The organism is Mycobacterium shunyiense (genome assembly GCF_058270075.1).
The window spans coordinates 1-19,889 of record NZ_JBZDPU010000027.1; the positions used below are offsets into that span (position 1 = coordinate 1).

16 protein-coding genes and 1 pseudogene are annotated in these 19,889 nt (G+C 66.6%); 5 read left to right on the top strand and 12 right to left on the bottom strand.

Annotated features, from left to right (window positions below):
- Positions 1–169 (bottom strand): IS110 family transposase (locus AC4ELH_RS27205; protein WP_498887898.1); only part of this gene is annotated, 169 nt, incomplete at its 3' end.
- A gap of 307 nt (positions 170–476) precedes the next feature.
- Between AC4ELH_RS27205 and AC4ELH_RS27210 the strand changes: the two genes are divergently transcribed.
- Complete coding sequence (locus AC4ELH_RS27210) at positions 477–815, top strand: HNH endonuclease (protein WP_064885557.1); 339 nt, start codon at positions 477–479, stop codon at positions 813–815.
- Between the two features lie 86 nt (positions 816–901).
- Here AC4ELH_RS27210 and AC4ELH_RS27215 read toward each other — a convergent pair whose 3' ends face one another.
- Genes AC4ELH_RS27215 through AC4ELH_RS27225 form a run of 3 tightly spaced genes read right to left on the bottom strand, consistent with a single transcriptional unit; the run spans position 902 to position 2,296 of the window.
- Positions 902–1,372 (bottom strand): DUF5130 domain-containing protein, encoded by a 471-nt coding sequence (locus AC4ELH_RS27215; RefSeq protein WP_055115660.1) that lies wholly within the window; start codon positions 1,370–1,372, stop codon positions 902–904.
- Entirely contained in the window at positions 1,359–1,592 is a 234-nt protein-coding gene (gene ctaJ, locus AC4ELH_RS27220; protein WP_055115662.1) for an aa3-type cytochrome oxidase subunit CtaJ, read from the bottom strand. Before ctaJ ends, AC4ELH_RS27215 begins: the two co-directional genes overlap by 14 nt.
- A gap of 59 nt (positions 1,593–1,651) precedes the next feature.
- Complete coding sequence (locus AC4ELH_RS27225; protein WP_064930599.1) at positions 1,652–2,296, bottom strand: HNH endonuclease; 645 nt, start codon at positions 2,294–2,296, stop codon at positions 1,652–1,654.
- Positions 2,297–2,458: 162 nt separating this feature from the next.
- Here AC4ELH_RS27225 and AC4ELH_RS27230 point away from each other — a divergent pair, with 162 nt between their 5' ends.
- The 4 genes and pseudogenes from AC4ELH_RS27230 (at position 2,459) to AC4ELH_RS27245 (ending at position 5,377) form a co-directional block, all read left to right on the top strand.
- A complete protein-coding gene (locus AC4ELH_RS27230; protein ID WP_169618815.1) occupies positions 2,459–2,845 on the top strand; it encodes a globin in 387 nt (128 codons plus the stop codon).
- Between the two features lies 1 nt (position 2,846).
- Positions 2,847–4,407: pseudogene (locus tag AC4ELH_RS27235) on the top strand (glycoside hydrolase family 13 protein).
- A 98-nt stretch (positions 4,408–4,505) separates the two neighbouring features.
- A complete protein-coding gene (locus AC4ELH_RS27240) occupies positions 4,506–4,850 on the top strand; it encodes a hypothetical protein (protein ID WP_064880412.1) in 345 nt (114 codons plus the stop codon).
- 56 nt (positions 4,851–4,906) lie between these two features.
- Positions 4,907–5,377 (top strand): AbfB domain-containing protein, encoded by a 471-nt coding sequence (locus AC4ELH_RS27245; protein WP_064880414.1) that lies wholly within the window; start codon positions 4,907–4,909, stop codon positions 5,375–5,377.
- Positions 5,378–5,384: 7 nt separating this feature from the next.
- On the opposite strand, the gene AC4ELH_RS27250 is transcribed toward AC4ELH_RS27245, so the two are convergent.
- From AC4ELH_RS27250 to AC4ELH_RS27285, 8 genes are all read right to left on the bottom strand, one after another.
- A complete protein-coding gene (locus tag AC4ELH_RS27250; protein ID WP_498887829.1) occupies positions 5,385–6,044 on the bottom strand; it encodes a DUF8185 domain-containing protein in 660 nt (219 codons plus the stop codon).
- A complete protein-coding gene (locus AC4ELH_RS27255) occupies positions 6,041–6,448 on the bottom strand; it encodes an acyl-CoA thioesterase (protein WP_082449025.1) in 408 nt (135 codons plus the stop codon). Before AC4ELH_RS27255 ends, AC4ELH_RS27250 begins: the two co-directional genes overlap by 4 nt.
- Positions 6,445–11,286, bottom strand: coding sequence for an NAD-glutamate dehydrogenase (locus tag AC4ELH_RS27260; RefSeq protein WP_448448268.1), 4,842 nt, complete (start codon positions 11,284–11,286; stop codon positions 6,445–6,447). Before AC4ELH_RS27260 ends, AC4ELH_RS27255 begins: the two co-directional genes overlap by 4 nt.
- 99 nt (positions 11,287–11,385) lie before the next feature.
- Entirely contained in the window at positions 11,386–13,059 is a 1,674-nt protein-coding gene (ettA, locus tag AC4ELH_RS27265) for an energy-dependent translational throttle protein EttA (RefSeq protein ID WP_064880420.1), read from the bottom strand.
- 110 nt (positions 13,060–13,169) lie between these two features.
- Positions 13,170–13,619 (bottom strand): single-stranded DNA-binding protein, encoded by a 450-nt coding sequence (locus AC4ELH_RS27270; protein WP_064880422.1) that lies wholly within the window; start codon positions 13,617–13,619, stop codon positions 13,170–13,172.
- A gap of 164 nt (positions 13,620–13,783) precedes the next feature.
- A complete protein-coding gene (locus tag AC4ELH_RS27275) occupies positions 13,784–15,820 on the bottom strand; it encodes a bifunctional copper resistance protein CopD/cytochrome c oxidase assembly protein (protein WP_064957430.1) in 2,037 nt (678 codons plus the stop codon).
- Between the two features lie 64 nt (positions 15,821–15,884).
- Positions 15,885–18,260: a glycerol-3-phosphate 1-O-acyltransferase gene (locus tag AC4ELH_RS27280; protein ID WP_498887833.1), complete on the bottom strand. Its 2,376-nt coding sequence runs from the start codon at positions 18,258–18,260 to the stop codon at positions 15,885–15,887.
- A complete protein-coding gene (locus AC4ELH_RS27285) occupies positions 18,257–19,888 on the bottom strand; it encodes an HAD-IB family hydrolase (RefSeq protein WP_498887900.1) in 1,632 nt (543 codons plus the stop codon). Before AC4ELH_RS27285 ends, AC4ELH_RS27280 begins: the two co-directional genes overlap by 4 nt.
- Position 19,889: the final 1 nt, after the last annotated feature.

The window sequence follows — 19,889 nt, forward strand, 5'->3', positions numbered from 1 at the left end:
CGATGCCCCAGAGCAGGTCGTCGCCGAACTGACGGCGTGCCCACTGCAACGCTGTGTGGTGCCCGTCTGGGGTCGCGGGGACGACTTTTTCACCCAATTTGGCGCCCGCTTCGTTGACCGCAACGAAGGTGTGGGTGCGCTTGTGCACATCGGTGCCAACAATCACCATGGACAGTGCCTTCTTTCATCAAGAGGTGGATGAGTGAAGGTTGGGCCGGCCGGCGGACACATCTCAGTGGGGGCGGTGCCACGCTCCTATCAAGTCACGCCGGTCGGTCCTTCCCACCTGATGTCGGCAGAATGCTCGAATGCCAACCCACAGAGGTGGCAGTGCGTATCTGAGCCAAACACCAGGTGAAAAGAACCCAACCACCGCAACAGCGGCATCACCACATTCACACTGAGTGCGTGTCTGCTGCCCGACACACCGGGTCTGGACAGCATTCTGCGCACGCTCGCGGTCATACGCTGTGGCGATGGCGGTCAGTCGAACCCGCGCGGCACGGGCCGCCCGCAAACGCAAGCGACGGATGGACCTCGTCGAGCACGACCTCACCGACGAACAATGGGAAGCCATCAAGTCGGCGTGGGACGGGTGCGCCTACTGCCGCAGCACCACGGGCCCGTTCCAGAAGGACTGCGTCATGGCCATCTCACGTGGCGGGCGCTACACCGTGGACAACGTCGTGCCGGCGTGCGGTTCATGCAATGCCAGCAAGTGCAACTTCGAGGTCAGCACCTGGATGCGGCGCAAGCGGCTGGACGAGCGTGCGTTCCTGACGCGCTATGTGGAGATCCGTGCCGGTCTGACCTGACGCTCGCCAGTCCGCGACCGTGCGGAAAAAGCACACCGCGAGCGGCGTGTCCGACAGCAGACACGCACGCTCGCGGTGTGAAAGAACTAGGCGGGAGAAACGCCGGCCGACAGCACGCGTACGGCGCTGATCAGACCGTCGATCAAGTTGCCTTCCTTGAAGGAGGCGGCGGCCGCCGAGACGCCCAGCGGGGCAGCCTCTTCGATGCCACGGCCCTTGACGTCGGCGCCGTAGACCACCTCGATCGCATGCTGATCGGGTGAGACCGCGAGCAGCACCGCGTTGTCGGGGGTCGGCACCTTGGCCAGGATCGTGCGCGCCGTGGCCGCGGTGTCCGCGCCCAAGTCACCGATGTAGATCGCGAACCGGGCCTTGGCCGCCCGCGAACCGTACTTCAGCGCGTCGTCGAGGACGACGAGATCCATCGTCGGGAACGGGTAGTGCACCGACAGCTCACCGGGCTCGGTAACTCCCGAGATCCGACCGCTGTAGGTCAGGGCGTAGCCGTAGGGCAGGTCCAGGTCCTGCGTGGCAGTCGCCAGTTCACCACTTGCCACTTGCGCCGCCTCCGATCGTCACGCCGTGTGAATCATGCCCGCCGTGCCCGTGATCCTGTGGCTCCTCGGCAGCCCACAGGATCGGCTCGTGGGTCCACGGCTCGGACATCTTGTAGGTAGCCGGGTGCGGTCCCTTGCGGGTCATGAAGATCAACGCCAGGACCACGAACAACAACAGCGGAACCCCTCCGAGGAGGGAATGGGTAAGTGCTGTGCTCACGCGCAAACCGTATCAGCCGCGATGCGCCGGCGCGCCGAGTGTGCCCAGCAAGTCGGGCATCATGCCGCGCCCTCGCCGAGATAGCGCACCCAGGCCGGGTCCAGCTCCTTGATCGTCGACAGCAACCGCCAGTGCTGTCCCTTCGGCGGCATCGGCGCACACCGCAGTGACCAGCCCAGTTCGGCCAGCAGCCGGTCGGCCTTGCGGTGGTTGCACGGCCCGCAGGCCGCCACGCAGTTCTCCCAGGAGTGCTCGCCACCGCGACTGCGCGGGATGACGTGGTCGACCGTGTCGGCCCGGCCACCGCAGTACGCGCAGCGGAAGCGGTCGCGGTGCATGAGTGCCGCGCGGGTCATCGGGACGCGGGCCCGGTACGGCACCCGGACGAAGGTGCGCAGCCGGATCACCGAGGGCACCACGATGGTGCGGGTGGCCGAGTGAATGACGGGCCCCGAGGGGTCGTCGTGTACGACGTCGGCTTTGCCGCACATCACCATGATCACCGCGCGCCGCAGCGGAAGCGCGGTCAGCGGTTCATAGGTGGAGTTGAGGAGCAGGACGCGACGGCGGCCCCACAGGGACGCATCGGGCGCGGCGGAGGGAAGGACCTCGACGCTGTGGAGGGGGCGATTTGGCACATGGGGTCCCGATGGGCCGGGAATGTGGCCGGTCCGTCGTATATGGCCTTTTTTGCTGTGCGCCATGGAGCCTCCGAGGAGACAGTCCACCACGGATCCCGGCAATACGCACGAAAATTCTTCGGGTGTTCGCAGGTCAGTCCAATGAACATGAGGTGACCAGACCTCCGTGACCGGCCCCGACGGCCTCTCGGGTCACAATGGACCACAATGAGTGACGTGACGGCTGTGCAGCGATCTTTCTACGACGAAGTCGGGGGCCACGAGACATTCGCAGCGATCGTGTCGCGGTTCTACCAACTGGTGCGCGAGGACGAGATCCTGCTGCCGTTGTATCCCGAGGACGACATCGACGGCGCCGAGGAGCGGCTGCGGATGTTCCTTGAGCAGTACTGGGGCGGGCCAAGGACGTACTCCGACCAGCGCGGCCACCCCCGGCTACGGATGCGGCACGCCCCGTTCCGGATCGGGTACCTCGAGCGGGACGCCTGGCTGCGCTGCATGCACACCGCGGTGGCCTCGATCGATTCGGAGACGCTCGACGAACCGCACCGCCGCGCGCTGCTGGACTACTTGAACATGGCCGCTGACTCGATGGTCAATTCGGCGTTCTGACATGCGCCGGTGGTGGGCGGACGCGGTTTTCTACCAGGTCTATCCCCGCTCGTTCGCCGACAGCAATGGCGACGGGGTCGGCGATCTCGACGGGGTGAGCGCCGGGCTCGATTACCTCGCGGCACTCGGCGTCGACGCCCTGTGGCTCAACCCGGTCATGGTCTCGCCGATGGCCGACCATGGCTACGACGTCGCCGACCCGCGCGATGTCGACCCCCTGTTCGGTGGTCTCGATGCTTTGGACCGCCTGCTCGATGCCGCTCACGGCCGCGGCATCCGGGTCACCATGGACCTGGTGCCCAACCACACCAGCTCGGCGCACCCGTGGTTCGTCGAGGCGCTGGCGGATCCGCGGCGGCGCGAGCGCTACATCTTCCGCGACGGCCGCGGCCTCGGTGGTGACGCACCGCCCAACAACTGGGTGTCGGTGTTCGGCGGGCCGGCCTGGACCCGCGTCACCGAGCCCGACGGCACACCGGGTCAGTGGTATCTGCACCTGTTCGATCCGGCCCAGCCCGACCTGAACTGGAACCACCCCGAGGTGTTCGAGGATCTGGAGAAGACACTGCGGTTCTGGCTCGACCGCGGAGTCGACGGGTTCCGCATCGATGTGGCCCACGGCATGGCCAAACCACCCGAACTGCCCGACATGGCGGTCACCGACACAGCGCTACTACGCAACAGTGAGGACGACCCGCGATTCGACAACGACAGCGTGCATGACATCCACCGGTTCATCCGCACGGTGTTGGACGACTATCCCGACGCCGTGGCCATCGGCGAGGTGTGGGTGCACGGCAACGAACGCTTCGCCAGGTATCTGCGCCCCGATGAGTTGCACCTGGGCTTCAATTTCCGTCTGGTGCAAGCCGATTTCGACGCCCGCGACGTACACGACGCGATCGACAACGCGATGGCAGCGGCCAACCTCGCCGGGGCGACACCGACGTGGACACTGTCCAACCACGACGTCGAACGCGAGGTCACCCGATACGGCGGCGGTGCCCGCGGGTTGGCGCGGGTTGGCGCGGGCCCGGGCAATGGCCCTGGTGATGCTGGCCCTGCCGGGCGCGGTGTTCGTCTACAACGGCGAGGAACTCGGGCTGCCCAATGTCGATCTGCCCGATGACGTGCTCCAGGATCCGGTGTGGGAGCGCTCCGGTCACACCGAACGGGGACGTGACGGGTGCCGGGTGCCGATGCCGTGGTCGGGTGACACACCGCCGTTCGGGTTCTCCTCCAGCGCCGACACTTGGCTGCCGATGCCTGACGAGTGGACACCGTTGACGGTGGAGTGCCAGCAGGCCGATCCGGCGTCGACGCTGGAGTTCTACCGGCAGGCCATCCAATTACGTTCCAGCCGTGCGGAATTCACCGACGGAATCGGGCTGACTACCGCCGATGGCCTGCTGACATTGCGGCGCGAAGGTGGCTTGACATGCGTGCTCAACACGGGCACCGCTGCGGCGCCATTGCCACCTGGTGAAGTTCTGCTGAGCAGCGCAGAGTTGATCGCCGGCAGCCTGCCGCCGGACGCCGCCGTCTGGATTTCCGGGAGCTGACCGAAAGTCGAGTAGCGAACTACTCATGTGCAGCGCCACGTCGTCATCGCAGTATCGAGACAGTCACCGAACCGAACTCGATACCTCCGGAGGACGACATGGGCGATGCCAACTACGCCAAAATGCTGTGGCTGCAGGCGAACACGGTGCGGGACCACGACGGCGCCGACGAAATTCAAGTCAGCAGGGCCGACGGCGTCATCTTCGAACGGCTCCGGATGAGGCCCGGTGACGTCTATTCGTTCGACGATGACCGCCTGCTGCCATTCAACAGATCCCAGGCTCCCATCGACATCGAACTGTTCGAGGTGGATGAGACCGGACCGGACGACCGCAGAATCGGGGCGGCGAGGATCACCGCCGCCGAGCTGGGCCGGGGCGAGCGCACTCAGCGAATCGCCGGCGCCGGATCCGTGTACTCCCTCACCTACAAGGTGATCTGACGTCCGGTCCACGACCGGATCAGAATCAAAACACAAGTACAACAGAAGGATTCATCATGCCTTTACTCTCGCTGTATTCCAACAATCTTCCTGACTTCTACATCGTCGAACGGAGCGGGCTCGCCGATATCGCCAAGATAGAGACCGACACCGACCGCGGCGACGCGACCTTCGAATGGACCGGGCCCCATCTGCGCATCGGCGAAACCGGCCAACTACGCCGGGCCGCCGCACCTCTCGGCTTCGTCCTGCAGATCGCGACGTTCGACGACTACCGCATTCACGGCAAGTACTTCGACGGCATCATCGACCCTGACGTCGCGGCAGAGGTCCGGGAGGATTCGACGTTCGTGCTGGAGAAGGGCGTCATCGATCCCAATCAGTTCTCGTTCCGGTCGGTGAAGTTCCCGGACCTTTACATCCGGCACCAGAACTTCCAGCTGTTCGCGACACCTGTCAACACCCCGGCCGAACTGCAGGCCGCGACGTTCCGGCCCGCGGCACCGTTGCAACCGGCCAACCCCTAGGGCGCGCTCAGCCCAGGATCAGGGCGGCATTCCCGCGGCGGCGGTACACCGAACCGAACCGGGCGTCGATGCGCAGCCACGACGGGTGTGCGCGGACCCGGACGATCTCCTCTTCGCTCACCTCGTTGCCGGTCTGCGGCAGAAAACCCATGGCGGTCAATGCGAATACACATCGCATGGGCACTCCGACAGCCTCGTCACCGGAGCTGACCGCGATGACCTCCTGGTCCATCAGGGACGCCGGCGGCCCGTGTGCACTGCCGTGTTCGCGGGCCAGCGCACCACCTTGCTGAGCCAGGTCGAGCATCACCCGCGCCGGGACGTCGTCGAGGTGGACGAATCCGTCCTCGGGCGGCAGACCACCGCGCCAGGCCGAGTCCATCGGGAAGCCTGGGTCCACGTATCCGTCTGCGGCAGAGGACAACCCGGCCACCAGAGCGTCGGCTCCCGCGGACAGATCCGACGGCCGCACCTGACCGGTCACCACCCGGCTGGCCAGCACCTCCAGCCCGGTGGCCACCCAGGCCACGGCCGCATGGGTACCGGATCGCTCCCGCAATCGGACCACCGCGGCATCGTCCAACCGCAGGGCACGGTCGAGGAACGTCGCGAGATCCTCACGGTCACGCGGATCGTCGATCCACAGACCGCGCTCGGGTGCGGTCATCGCAGGTGGCTCTCCAGATAGCTGCGCTGCTCGGGCGTCAGGCGCTCCAGCCGTTGCTCGGCGATGTGCACCGCGGCCAGCTGGGTCTCGCCGATCACCGACGGCTTGGAGTCAGGGGCGGCGTGCAGCGAGCGCACCTCGTAGCCGATGGTGAAATCCACGGCCCGCACCCGTTTGGACCACATGGTCACCTGCAGGGGTGAGTCCACGAGCCGCAACTGGCCCTTATAGGCGATGCTGACGTCGGCGATCAGCAGGCCGATGGTCTCGATCGTGGCGCCGAACGGTTCACGCAGAAACGGAATCCGGGCCTCTTCGAGCAGCGTCACCATCGTGGCGTGATTGATGTGCTGGTACATGTCGATGTCCGACCAGCGCACGTGCACCGGCGTTGTAAAACTCACGCAGTCGTTCCCGTTCCACTCGTTCGTGTCATGCTGCGGATCTGCCGCGCCGCCACAGACAGCGTCGCCAGGTCCTGCTCACCATCTTCGTATATCTCGGCCAGCGTGCGACGAGCGCGGGTCACCCGGGAGCTGTTGGTCAGCTCCCACTCGGCGATCTTCTCCTCACCGGTCTCGTTGGGTTCGCCGACGGCGAGCACATCGAAGCACAGGGCCCGCAGTGAACCGTAGATGTCGTCACGAATAGCCAGCCGCGCCAACGAATGCCAGCGATCGTCGCGGCTCAGCCGGGAGACCGCAGTGAGCAGCCCGTCGGAGCTGAGGTGGTCCATCAACGCGAAGTAGGTGTCGGCCACTTCGGTGGGCTCACGGTCCACGATGTCGGAGATGTCGATCACGTCGAGCAGGCTGTACTGGTAGAGCCCGGTCGCCACCGCATAGGCCAAGTCGTTGGGCACGCCCTGTGCGGCGAACTCGCCGGCTTCTTTGGCCACGATCGCCTTGTCATCCCCGCGCAGCCACTGCGCCATGTCGGGACGCAGAGCGGCCACCTTCGCGGCGAACCGGTTGATCTCGGCGCCGACGGCCAACGGCTGCGGCCGGTAGTTCAGCAGCCAGCGCCCGGCCCGGTCGACCAGGCGGCGCAGATCCAGGGTCATCCGGTCGGTGACGGACACCGGCACCCCGGCTTCTCCGGCAGCCTGGATCTGGCGCCACACGTTGCCGATCCCGAAGATGGCGTCGGTGGCGACATAGCTGCGCACCGCGTCGACCGGACCGACGCCGACGTCCTCGGTGATTCGGTAGGCGTAGCTGATCCCGCTCGTGTCGACGAGATCGTTGACCAGCATGGTGGTGGTGATCTCCCGCCGCAGCTGGTGCGACCGGATCTCGCCGGGGAACTGTTCGCGCAGCTTCTCCGGGAAGTACTGCGGCAGCCGGGCGGCGAACACCTCCTGATCGGGCAGATCACTGGCCAGCACGTCGGCTTTGAGCTCGAGCTTGACGTGCGCCATCAGCGTGGCCAATTCCGGTGAGGTCAAACCGATTCCGGCGTCGGCTCGGCGTCGGATCTCCTTCTCCGAGGGCAACGCCTCCAGCTCGCGGTTGAGCCCGCGGTTGGCCACGAACTCCTTGATCATCCGGGCGTGCACCGAAAGCATGCTCGCGGCGTTGGCCCGGCTGGTGCCCATCAGATCGTTCTGGTGCTTGTTGTCGGTCAGCACCAGCGCGCCGACCTCGTCGGTCATCGACAGCAACAGACCCGTTCGTTCCTGCGCACTGACCTTCTCGGCGGTCACCAGTGAGTCGATCAGGATCTTGATGTTGACCTCGTGGTCCGAGCAGTCGACGCCCGCGGAGTTGTCCAACGCATCGGTGTTGATCCGTCCGCCGGCCAGATCGAATTCGATCCGCCCCAGCGATGTCACGCCGAGGTTGCCGCCCTCGCCGATCACCTTGGCGCGCACCTCGTTACCGCACACCCGGATCTGGTCATTGGCACGATCACCGACGTCGGCCTCGGTCTCGGCTTTCACATACGTGCCGATGCCGCCGTTCCACAGCAGGTCCACCGGAGCCTTGAGGATGGACTTCATCAGCGCTGGCGGCGTGAGTTCCTCGATGTCGTCGTCGATCCCGAGTGCCGCCCGGGCCTGCGGGCTGATCGGGATGGACTTCTGCTGACGGCTGTAGACACCGCCGCCCTCGCTGATCAGCGTGGCGTCGTAGTCTTCCCAGCTGGATCGCGGCAGTTCGAACAGGCGCTTGCGTTCCACCCAGGATGCGGCGGCGTCAGGGTTGGGATCGACGAAGATGTGCCGGTGGTCGAAGGCCGCGATCAGCCGGATGTGCTTCGAGAGCAGCATGCCGTTGCCGAACACATCGCCGCTCATGTCGCCGACGCCGACGACGGTGAAGTCCTGGCTCTGGGTGTCCACCCCCATCTCGCGGAAGTGCCGTTTCACCGACTCCCAGGCGCCCTTGGCGGTGATGCCCATGGCCTTGTGGTCGTAGCCGATGGACCCGCCGGAGGCGAACGCGTCACCCAGCCAGAACCCGTAGGACTTGGCGACTTCGTTGGCGATGTCGGAGAACGTGGCCGTGCCCTTGTCGGCCGCCACCACCAGATAGGCGTCCTCCCCGTCGCGGCGCACCACCTGCGGTGGGGTGACGACGGCGCCGGTTCCCTTGTCGACGTTGTCTGTCACGTCGAGCAGCCCGGAGATGAAAAGTTGGTAGCAGGCAACGCCTTCGGCGCGGGTGGCTTCGCGGTCGACGGCGGCGTCGCCGGTCGGCTCGGGCGGCCGTTTGACCACGAACCCGCCCTTGGCGCCGACCGGCACGATGACGGCGTTCTTCACGGCCTGCGCCTTGACCAGGCCGAGGATCTCGGTGCGGAAGTCTTCGCGACGGTCCGACCAGCGCAACCCGCCGCGTGCCACGAACCCGAACCGCAGGTGCACGCCCTCCACCCGGGGCGAGTAGACAAAGATCTCGAACTTGGGCCGTGGCAGCGGCAGTTCGTTGATCAGGCCGGGGTTGAGCTTCATCGCCACGACCCCGCGTTGCCGCGCTGACTTCGGGTCCTGCACAAAATAGTTGGTGCGCAGCGTGGCCTGGATGAGGGTCGCGAAGGCACGCAGTACCCGGTCGGTGTCCAGACTCACCAGGGCATCGATGTCTTCGGCCACCGCCGCGGCGGCTCCCTGTGCGTCGCGAGTTCCCGAGGTGTCCTCGGACGGGTCGAACAGCGCCTCGAACAGCTGCAGCAGCGACTGTGTGGTGTGCGGATTCTCGTTGACCACCGATTCGATGTGCGACTGGCTGTACGGGAAACCGGCCTGCCGTAGGTATTTCGCGTAGGCGCGCAGGATCACGACCTGCTGCCAGGTCAGGCCCGCGCGCAACACCAGTTCGTTGAACCGGTCGACTTCGACCCATCCGTGCCAGATCGCGGTCACCGCGTCGGCGAACCGTTGGGCGGTGGCCTCCCGCGACGCCGCGTCGGGCGCGTCGGGGATGCTGCGCTGGCGGACGACCTTGAACTGGTAGATCCAGACCGGCAGGCCGTCGGCCCTGGTCACCGTGTAGGGGCGTTCTTCGAGCACCACCACGCCCATCGACTGCAGCATCGGCAGGAGTTCGCTCAGCGACGCCGACTGGCCGCCCAGGTACCAGGTGAGCTGGGCGAGGCCGTCGTCCTGACCTTCCCTGAACACCAGCTTTACTGAATTGTCCTGCAGCGCTTCGATGATCGCGATGTCGGCGATGGCATCCGCTGGAGCCACGGCTTGCTTGTAGTCCTCCGGAAAGGCCGAGGCATAGTGCTCGACGGCTGCCGGGGTGAGCTCCGCGTTTGCTGCCGCACTGGTCATGCGGTCACCCCAGTTGCGAGTGGCCTCAGTCAGCAGGTTCTGGATCCGGTTCTCGTTCTCCGTGGAGGTGTCCACGGCGTGCGAGACCGCACCGTCGGGCAGGCGCACGATGAAATGGACTACTGCCCAAGGTGATTCACTGACCCTGGCCGAGTAGTCGATGCTCTCCCCGCCGAGTTCGCGCACCAGGATGTCCTGCATCTCCAGCCGCACCGCGGTGGTGTAGCGGTCGCGGGGCAGGTACACCAGGCAGGATACGAAGTGCGCCAACTGATCCGCGCGCAGAAACAGCAGGGTACGGCGGCGCGACCCGAGGTCCACCACGGTCAGCGCCATGTCCAACAGCTGTTTGGAACTCAACGCGAACAGTTCTGGGCGCGGGATGGTCTGGACGATGTCACGCAGCAGCTGCGCCGGGTGGCTGGGGTCGCGCCGGGCCATGGCCAACGCCTCCTCGACACGCCGCGAGATCAACGGGATCTCCAGCACGTTGGCGTTCATCGCGGCCACGGTGAACAGGCCGACAAACCGGTGCTCGATGACCTGCTCGCCGCTGTCGCGGACCACGACGATGTACGGGTTGGCGCCGTAGCGCACATAGCTCGGCATGGTGGCCTGAGCCAGCACCATCAGATCGTCGGAGGCGGTCAGCGGCGGCAGCACATCCTCGCGTAGCTTGAGCACACCGAGGCGACTCGACGGATCGACCGTGGCCTGCCCGTCGCCGATCGCGCACTGCTGGTAACCCAGCAGCACGAAATGCCCGTCGGAGAGCCAGCGCAACAGCGCGGCGACGTCCTTGCGGTCGGTGTTGGGAAACCGGCCCTCGACATCGGTGGCGACGTCGTTGGCCAGGGCGTGCAGCGCGGCGCCCATGGCAGCGGCGTCCAGACCGATCTGTCGCGCCTGGGCCAGGACATCCGGTACCAGGCCGACCACTTCGGTCAGTGCCGGACCGTCAGCCGCGCCGTGGACCGGCACCAGGATCCAGCACTCGTCGACGCCGTCGACGCCGGTGGCCTCGGCGGCGGGTTGGAAATCCTGCAGTACCCCGTCCGCGTCGCGGTGCACCCGGAAGACCGGGTTCATGATGGCCGGATACGCGATGCCGTGCCGGTGCAACAACACCGTCACCGAATCGACCAGCATCGCCGCCTGCTCGGTGACGATCTGCAGGGCCGGACCGGAGTCGCTGTCTCCCGGGTAGACCATGACCTTGGTCTCCCCCGGCGCCCGCTGACCGCCCAACGCGTAGTGGGCGGCCACCGTGGCATCGGAAACGAGGCGCTCGGCCACCGCGGCCTGAGGGCCGGTGGCGGCCACTCCCGGCGCGCCGGCCTGCGGAGCCCGGTAGGTGGACAGGAAGGCTTTCGCGAGCCGGTGGATCACCTCAGGCGGCGCCTGTGAGCGATCCCGGTCGCTAATTCCCTGTCCCCGAAGAGCTCCCGGTTCGGCCGTCATACGGATCACTCCCTACTCACGCCCACGCACCGGCATTGGTGCATAGCTGCGACATTAGTGGCGCCACCGAGCCCGCTGCGCTGTTTATCCCGTCACGGGTCAGTCCCGGGTCAGTCTCCGGTGGGTCACCCGGTGCGGACGTGCCGCTTCGGCACCGAGACGTTGGATCTTGTTCTCCTCGTAGGCACCGAAGTTGCCCTCGAACCAGAACCACTTGGCCTCGTTGTCGTCGTCGCCCTCCCACGCCAGGATGTGCGTGCAGGTGCGATCCAGGAACCAGCGGTCGTGGCTGATCACCACGGCGCAGCCGGGGAACTGCTCCAGCGCGTTCTCCAGTGAGGACAGCGTCTCGACGTCGAGGTCGTTGGTCGGCTCGTCGAGCAGGATCAGGTTGCCGCCCTCTTTGAGGGTCAGGGCGAGGTTGAGCCGGTTGCGCTCACCGCCGGACAGCACGCCCGCCGGCTTCTGCTGATCCGGTCCCTTGAACCCGAACGCGGACACGTAGGCCCGCGACGGGATCTCGTTCTGGCCGACCTCGATGTAGTCGAGCTTGTCGGAGACGACCTCCCAGACCGTCTTCTTGGGGTCGATGCCGGCACGGCTCTGGTCGACATAGGACAGCTTGACCGTGTCGCCGACCTTGACGGTGCCGCTGTCGGGCTGTTCCAGCCCGACGATGGTCTTGAACAGTGTCGTCTTGCCGACGCCGTTGGGGCCGATGACGCCGACGATGCCGTTGCGCGGCAGCGTGAAGGAGAGGTCCTTGATCAGCGTGCGGCCTTCGAAACCCTTGTCGAGGTGCTCGACCTCGACAACCACGTTGCCCAGCCGCGGCGGGGTCGGGATCTGGATCTCCTCGAAGTCGAGCTTCCGGGTCTTCTCGGCTTCGGCGACCATCTCCTCGTAGCGGCCGAGGCGGGCCTTGTTCTTGGCCTGCCGGGCCTTGGCCCCCGAGCGGACCCAGGCCAGCTCGTCCTTGAGCCGCTTCTGCAGCTTCTGGTCCTTCTTGCCCTGGACTTCGAGGCGCTCGGCCTTCTTCTCCAGGTAGGTCGAGTAGTTGCCCTCGTACGGGTAGGCGCGGCCGCGGTCGAGTTCGAGGATCCACTCGGCGACGTTGTCCAGGAAGTACCGGTCGTGGGTGACGGCCAGGATGGCGCCCTTGTAGCTGGCCAGGTGCTGCTCCAGCCACAGCACGCTCTCGGCGTCGAGGTGGTTGGTGGGCTCGTCGAGCAGCAGCAGGTCAGGCTTGGACAGCAGCAGCTTGCACAGGGCCACGCGGCGACGCTCACCACCCGAGAGGTGGGTGACCGGTTCGTCCGGCGGCGGGCAGCGCAGCGCGTCCATGGCCTGCTCGAGCTGGGAGTCGATGTCCCACGCGTCGGCCGCGTCCAGTTCTTCCTGCAGATGGCCCATTTCCTCCATGAGCTCATCGGAGTAGTCGGTGGCCATCAACTCGGCGACCTCGTTGTACCGGTTGAGCTTGCCCTTGATGGCCACGCCGGCCTCGACGTTCTCGCGGACGGTCTTGGTCTCGTCGAGCTGCGGCTCCTGCATCAGGATGCCGACGGAGGCGCCGGGTGCGAGCAGCGCGTCGCCGTTGTTGGCATGGTCGATGCCGGCCATGATCTTCAGCACACTCGACTTACCAGCCCCGTTGGGACCGACGACGCCGATCTTCGCGCCGGGCAGGAAGTTCAGGCTGACGTCGTCAAGGATGACCTTGTCGCCGTGCGCCTTGCGAACCTTGCGCATCGTGTAGATGAATTCGGCCATGCCGTGATGTGCCTTTCTGAAACTCTTCGGGGATATCGGATGGGCGCTCGCGCGAAAGGTTGCGTCAAGCCCAACTCACTCGCGCCCATCCTATGCGCGCCCGAAACCCGCTAAGCCGACAGTGGCAGCTCACCCTCGTCGGGCTCGGTTTCCGCGTCGTGGGAGTCGACGGATTCGGGCTCGGGCGCCGGGCCGGCCGCAGGTTTGGGCAGGGGCGCGACCCTGGCGGTGCAGCGGGACAGGTCGGGCCCGACCGCGGTGGCACGCACCTCGACCGACGACCTGCGTACACCCTCTTTGTCCTCGTACTCGTCGGTGTGGACATGCCCCACCACGATCACTGCGTCGCCCTTCATCAGAGAGGCGCTGGTACCCGTGGCGAGATTTCCCCAGCAGTTGACCGTGACGTAGAGCGAGTTGCCGTGCTCCCAGTTGCCCTCGGGCGTGCGGCGCCGCGAATTGCTGGCCACCCGGAACTTGTACAGCTCCTGATCGCCGAATCGCCGCCGGACCGGGTCGGTGATGATGTTGCCCACGATCGTGAACGGGGTCTCGAACATTTCTGATTCCTTTCGCTTCATCCATTCCGGTGGCCGACACCGAGCAGCGCGGCCGCCTTACGCAGCCATTGACCGCCAGAACCCCGACGCGCGGCCGGTATGCGGACCCGACGACGCCGTCGGCTGTGGATGAAACGCGGGCTGGGGATGAATCCCCGAAAGTCCTATCCGGAAGGGTGGTCGCGACGCGCCATCTCGGCCAGCATCGCGTTGTAGGCCGCCAGATCGGCGTCGTCATCGCGATCCGCGGCCCGGTCCAACCGCTTGGCGGTGCGTTGATCGCTGCGCCGCCACTGGATCAGCAGCGCCAGCATCACGATCACCAGCGGGACTTCCCCGGCCGCCCAGGCGATGCCGCCGCCGAGGTGCTGGTCTCCGATCAGGTCGGTATGCCACGGCAACTGCAGTGACCGGTAGAAGCTTTCGCCCAGCACGGTCTGCATGCCCATCATCACCACACCGAAGAATGCGTGCAGCGGCAGCGAGGCGAACACCATCCCGATCTTGACCAGGTGCGGGACCGGCCTCGGGGTGGGGTCTACGCCGATGACCACCCAGTAGAAGAGGTAGCCCGACAGCAGGAAGTGCACGTTCATCAGGATGTGCGCGGCATGGTTGCTGACCGCGGCGTCGAAGATGCCGCCGAAGTACAGACCGTAGAACCCCGCCACGAACAGCACGGTCGCGACGATGGGCTGGGTCAGGAACTGCGACACCCTGGAATGCAGCGCCGCGAGCAGCCATTCCCGCGGGCCTGGCGGCGATCCTCGGCCCACCGCGGGTAGCGCCCGTAGCGCCAGGGTCACCGGGGCGCCGAGCACCAGCAGAACGGGCACCAGCATCGACAGCAGCATGTGGGCGATCATGTGCATGCTGAACATCGCCGGCATGTAGCGACCGAGCCCCGACGAGGTGGTGAACAGCAGCGCCGCACAGCCCAGCAGCCAGGCGAACGTGCGGCCCACCGGCCAGGCGTCACCGCGTCTCCGCAGCCGGTACACCGCGGCCAGGTACGCCGCCGCAGCGATGATCGCCGCGGTCCCGAACAGCAGGTCGAACCGCCAGTCGAACAACACCCGGGCGACCGTCGGCGGCCCGGCGAAGTCGTATCCGATCGCGACCTCGGTGGGGCTCGGGATCCGCGGTTCCGGCGGCGGTGGGGTACGGCCCAGGCCGACGGCGATACCGAACGTGACGCCGAACAGCGCAGCCTCGGTCAGAGCCAACCGGATCAACGGTGTGCGTGCACCGGGATCGCCGGCCAGGGCGGTCAGGCTGACCCGGCGCTGTCGCCAACCCAGCACACCGAGCAGGCTCAGCGCGATGACCTTGCCGACCAGCAGCCAGCCGTAGTTCGTGCGCACCAGATCGGGAAGCTGGATCCGCACCAGGGCGTTGAGCACCCCGCTGATGGCCATCGCGACGAAACACCACAGCGCCAGTGCCGAGAAGCGTCGCGCGGCCAGGGCGGTGTTGGCGCCGTCAGAGGCGCCCCCGCCCCCGGCCCGGATGGCGTGAGCCAACAACGCCAGCAGTCCGCCGGCCCACAGCGCCGCCGCCACCAGATGGATGAAGAGGCTGTTGGTGGCCAGATCGTGAGCTCCGCCGGCCGACGAGTGTCCGGTCAGGACCAGCGGCATCAGTGTGAGCAGTGATCCGGCCAGCAGCACCGGCGTCCACCCCCACCGGAGCACCGGCAGGCTCGCGATGGTGACACCGGCGGCCAGGATCGCCGTCCAGCGCCAGGCCGCCGAGACCTCGACCAGGCTCGCAGCCGACCACACGTCCACCGGGCCGAGATGATCGAGCAGCGGCTGGCCGGACACGTCGGAGATCGTCAGCGGGACCAGCAGCGCGGCGCACACCGTCCACACGCCCGAGGCGGCCGTACCGAGCCGCAGTGCCCGGTATCCGGCCACGTCGAGCACGCCGTTGGTCTGGGGTGCCACCAGGAACGCGGCGAACAGGAAGGACCCGACTGCGACGACGGCGGCGATCTCGCCGGCGGCCCGGACGAACGGCAGGCCGTAGGTGGTCACGGGGCCGGGGTCGGGCAGTCCGGTGGCGGTCAGGGCGTCGGCCAGCGACAACGCCCCGATGCCTGCGGCCACTGCCCCCGCCAGCAGCCCCACGCCCACCAGCACAGGCCACACCACGCTGCTGCGCACGCTGGACGCGGTCACCTGGCCGGCAGAAGTCATGGTCCAAGGGTATGGCGTGGGCGCCACCACATCCCGGCTGCCAGACGAAAGGTGAGTCCGGCGGCTAGTCCGACTGGTCCGACTCGGCGCGGCGCTGCTTGTCCCGGTAGTAGAACTGCTCGCGTGCGATCTCGTCGACCTTGTCCATATCGGCGACGATCCCGCGCAGTTCATCGCGGAAAGCGTTGCGACGCTCTTGCAGATCCGGACCGCTGACCAGCAGGTTCTGATCGGCTGCCACCTGTCGCGCCGTGGCGAACAGCAACGCCGACACGGACTCGTTGCTGCCCACCCGGCCCTGGGCGACGTACTGCCGTCCCACGCCCAGCGCCCGCTTGGTCAGATCTCGCTCACTGATCTCGGCCGGTGCGTCGCGCAGCACGTCGGCGACGATCCCGTAGGCCTCGAAGAACGGACGGAGCATCGCGCCCACCAACAGCGGTCGCTTGCTGCGCAACATCTGATAGATCTCGTCGCCCCCGGCGGAGACCTTCGCTTCCCAGCCTCCGGCCGCCTGCCCTTCGGGCGTGCGGTCGTACCACGACAGCTCCTCGGCGACGTTGTCGCGGAAGGCCGCCGAATCGGCGAAGTAGAAATCGAACTTGAGCAGGTCACGCAGCCGCATCACCTGGTCCCAGAACGCCTGCAGCGGATCGGTCGCCGCACGGGCGGAATACGCCAGGGCCAGCTCCACGATCGAGGTCTCCTGGAAGGCGTGGATCAGGGAGTTGCGGTAGAACGCCGCCTCCAGTTCATCCTCGGGGGCGATCCGCCACACGGGCTCGCGCCCGCTGTCCACCAGCGTCACCGGGTGCCCGCCGGAGAGCGCATCGACGGCCGAACGCACGCCCTCGGCGGTCCGTAGCCGCAGCGCACTGTTGGTCATCGGGGTGTTCTTACGCTCCAGGTAGTCCAGCGAGTCCTGCAGAGTGTGGTGCAGTTGATCGAGCGTCAGGGCGACGCCACGGGCGCCCAGCAGCAACGCCGAGACCAGGTTGGTCGCGTTGACCGGGGTGACCCGCAGGATCCGCCAGGCCACCTCGAAGGCCATCTTCTGCATCGCCAGGCGTTTGGCTGCCTCGTCGTGGGCCATCTCACCGTTCGGCTCACCGAGATGTTCGCGCATCGAAACCGCTTCTGGGAAGCGGACATAGATCTTGCCGTAGTTGCGTTCGCCCTGCGCTTTGATGAAGTTGTACAGCCAGCTCAGACCCTCCGGGGTCTTCTCGCCACCCCGGGCGTACGCGGCGTACTCGGCGGTCTCGTGCAGCTGGTCGAAGCTGATCGACACCGGCTGCAGCAGGATGTCCTCACTGCGGCCGTCGAGATAGGCGTTGGCGACGTAGGCGAGCAAACCGAGCTTGGGCGGCAACATCTTTCCGGTCCGGGACCGGGTGCCCTCGATGGACCAGTTCAGGTTGAACCGCTTCTCCACGATGTAGCCGACGTACTGCCGCAGCACGTACTTGTACAGCGGGTCGTCAAGCTTGCGGCGCAGGAAGATGACACCGGAATGCCGGAACAACGGACCCATCAGGCCGAACGAGAGGTTTATCCCGGCGAACGTGTACACCGGGGGAAGTCGGTTCTCCTGCATGGCCACCGGGACGATGACCCCGTCGAGATAGGACCGGTGGGAGAACAGCAACACCGCCGGATGCCGTTCCAGGGCATGGCGCATCGACTCGATCTCGGAGCGGTCGTAGTCGATACGCGGATCGAAGCCACGACTGAAGATGGCCCGGCCCATTGTGGGGATCAGGTCCACCGAGAACCGGCTCCACCCCGTGGAGAGCTCGTCGAGCATCTCCCCGGCCTTCTCCACCGTCGCCCCCGGAATCTGCTCCAGGCCTTGGCGGAATCGTGCCGAGTCCAACATCTCCGGCTTGACCAGCCGCGGCGACTTGTACTCGGGGCCCAGCAGCCGAAGCTCCACCCGCTCGATGGCCAGTACCGCCCGCCGAAGGACGAATCGGGCGAATTCCCTGGGGTTTTCCGCGACCGTGGTCTCACTCCACTGCTTGCGCAGTTCCGATACCTTGGCCGGTTCACCGGCAACGATCCGGGCGCGTGACGGGTCCTTGCGCAGGATGCGTCGCTGCAGGATCTCCGGCGGCCGGTAGGTGTCGCGGCCGGAGATCAACCCCACCACTTTCAATCGGGTGGGTAACCCGCCGGGCACCCAGAACACCCGGACCGGAACGACCAGCCGGTCCTCGTCCGATTCCAGTTCCTCGACCAACCGGGCCACCGCCCCGGGGGCGGGTTCGTCGGTGGCCGGCAGCTGCAGTACCTCGACGGTCGTGTCGGGATGTTCACGCCGCTGCGTCTTGAGCCAGTCGTTGAGCAGTTCGAGCTCGGCCGGTGACGAGGCCGATGCGAGCACCAGCGCGTCGTCGGTGGTGCTGAAGCTGGGGTAATCGTCGATACCTGTGGTCACGGTCGGCCCTTGGGAGTCGACCGCGAGGACGAGCCGGAGGGCGCGGTATTCGTCTCGGGGGCAGCCTTTTTCGCCGGGACTTTCTTCGCGGGTGCCTTCTTGGCGAGTGCTTTCTTCGCAGGCGCCTTCTTGGCCGCCCGGCGCGGAGCGGCCTGCTCCGCCGGCGCCCGGGTGTAGATGTCGAAGGTGGGCAACTCGTCCTCCGGCCAGGATCTCAGGGTGTCGAGATAGATCTGGCGGACCTCGGCGATGCGGTCGGAGATGTTCTCGACGGTCCAGTCGTCCACCGAAATCGGTGGATACACCGCGATGTCCACCTTGCCCGGGTTGAACGTGCTGGAATCGCGGGCCGCGATCACCTCGGCGTTGCGGATCACGATCGGCACGATCGGCACACCTGCGGCCATGGCGATGCGGAACGGCCCCTTCTTGAACGGTCCCACCTCGGTGGTGTCCAGCCGGGTGCCCTCGGGGGCGATCAGGATCGAGAGACCCTTGCGGGCAAGCTCTTCCACGCGGTGCAGGCTTTCGACGGCCTTTTCCGGGTCATCGCGGTCGATGAATGCCGCATCCATGACCTTCCCGAGCGGACCCATCAGCGGGTTGCGCTCCAGCTCCTTCTTCCCGACGCCGGTGAAGTCCACCCCGACCAACCGGCCCGCGATCATCGGGTCGGCCTGATTGCGGTGATTGAAGATGAAGACCGCGGGGCGTTGCGCGGTCAGATTCTCCTCGCCGAGGACGTTGAGCTCGATGCCCGTCGTGAGCATGAGCAGCTTGCTCCAGTTCGAGGTGAAGAAGTTGACCCCGGTGCGCTTGTTGCGGGTCAGCAACCCGAGGCCGATCGCGCCGGCGGCGACGGTCGGGATGGTGGCCAGGCTGGCCAGCGTACGCAGTTGCGAGACCGGGCTGCTGCCGCTGCGGCTGCTGAACTTCAGCACCGGCCAGCCACGCTTGGCGGCGACGGCGGCCAGCTTGCCCGCCGGATTCGTCGGCCGCGGATGGCCCACCAGGTACATCAGGGCGACGTCCTCGTCGCCGTCGGCGTAGAAATAACTCTTGGCCAGGTCCACCCCGTTGGCGGACGAGAAGTTCTGCACCGCACGGGCTTTGCCGGCGCCCCAGATGACCGGTCTCTCGACTTCGCCGGTGATCAGGCCGTCCTCGTCCGTCTCGAACTTGTTGCACAGCACGTTGTCGATGCCGAGAAAGCGGGCTACCGGCTCGACTTGAACCGTCAGCGCCGAGGAACTCAGCACCACGGTGTGGCCGCGGGCCATGTGCGCACGCACCATGGCCCGCATCTCCGGGTACATGCGTCCCTGCACATGCTGGACGAACAACCGCTCGCCGAGCTCGTCGAGATCGCTGAGCGAGTTGCCCCGCAGCATCCGGGCGCCCTTACCGATCAGGTCCTCGAACTCCGAACGCCCCAACTGGTGGTTGAGCCCGGCCTGCACCATCCCGATGAACTCGCCGACACCCATCTGACCGCGACGCAACCGGTCCCGGGTCATGATCACTCCGGTGAAGCCGGCCACCAGGGTCCCGTCCAGGTCGAAGAACGCGCCGATCTCCGGGCCCTCGGGGCTGCCCTCGATCTCGGCTAGGGTGCCGGGCAGCCGCATC

Bases quoted from the DNA above. Each gene is read 5' to 3' on its own strand.
- AC4ELH_RS27210 (WP_064885557.1), top strand. From the start codon at position 477: ATGGCGGTCAGTCGAACCCGCGCGGCACGGGCCGCCCGCAAACGCAAG.
- AC4ELH_RS27225 (WP_064930599.1), bottom strand. From the start codon at position 2,296: ATGGCGCACAGCAAAAAAGGCCATATACGACGGACCGGCCACATTCCC.
- AC4ELH_RS27240 (WP_064880412.1), top strand. From the start codon at position 4,506: ATGGGCGATGCCAACTACGCCAAAATGCTGTGGCTGCAGGCGAACACG.
- AC4ELH_RS27245 (WP_064880414.1), top strand. From the start codon at position 4,907: ATGCCTTTACTCTCGCTGTATTCCAACAATCTTCCTGACTTCTACATC.
- AC4ELH_RS27250 (WP_498887829.1), bottom strand. From the start codon at position 6,044: ATGACCGCACCCGAGCGCGGTCTGTGGATCGACGATCCGCGTGACCGT.
- AC4ELH_RS27260 (WP_448448268.1), bottom strand. From the start codon at position 11,286: ATGACGGCCGAACCGGGAGCTCTTCGGGGACAGGGAATTAGCGACCGG.
- ettA (WP_064880420.1), bottom strand. From the start codon at position 13,059: ATGGCCGAATTCATCTACACGATGCGCAAGGTTCGCAAGGCGCACGGC.
- AC4ELH_RS27270 (WP_064880422.1), bottom strand. From the start codon at position 13,619: ATGTTCGAGACCCCGTTCACGATCGTGGGCAACATCATCACCGACCCG.
- AC4ELH_RS27275 (WP_064957430.1), bottom strand. From the start codon at position 15,820: ATGACTTCTGCCGGCCAGGTGACCGCGTCCAGCGTGCGCAGCAGCGTG.
- AC4ELH_RS27285 (WP_498887900.1), bottom strand. From the start codon at position 19,888: ATGCGGCTGCCCGGCACCCTAGCCGAGATCGAGGGCAGCCCCGAGGGC.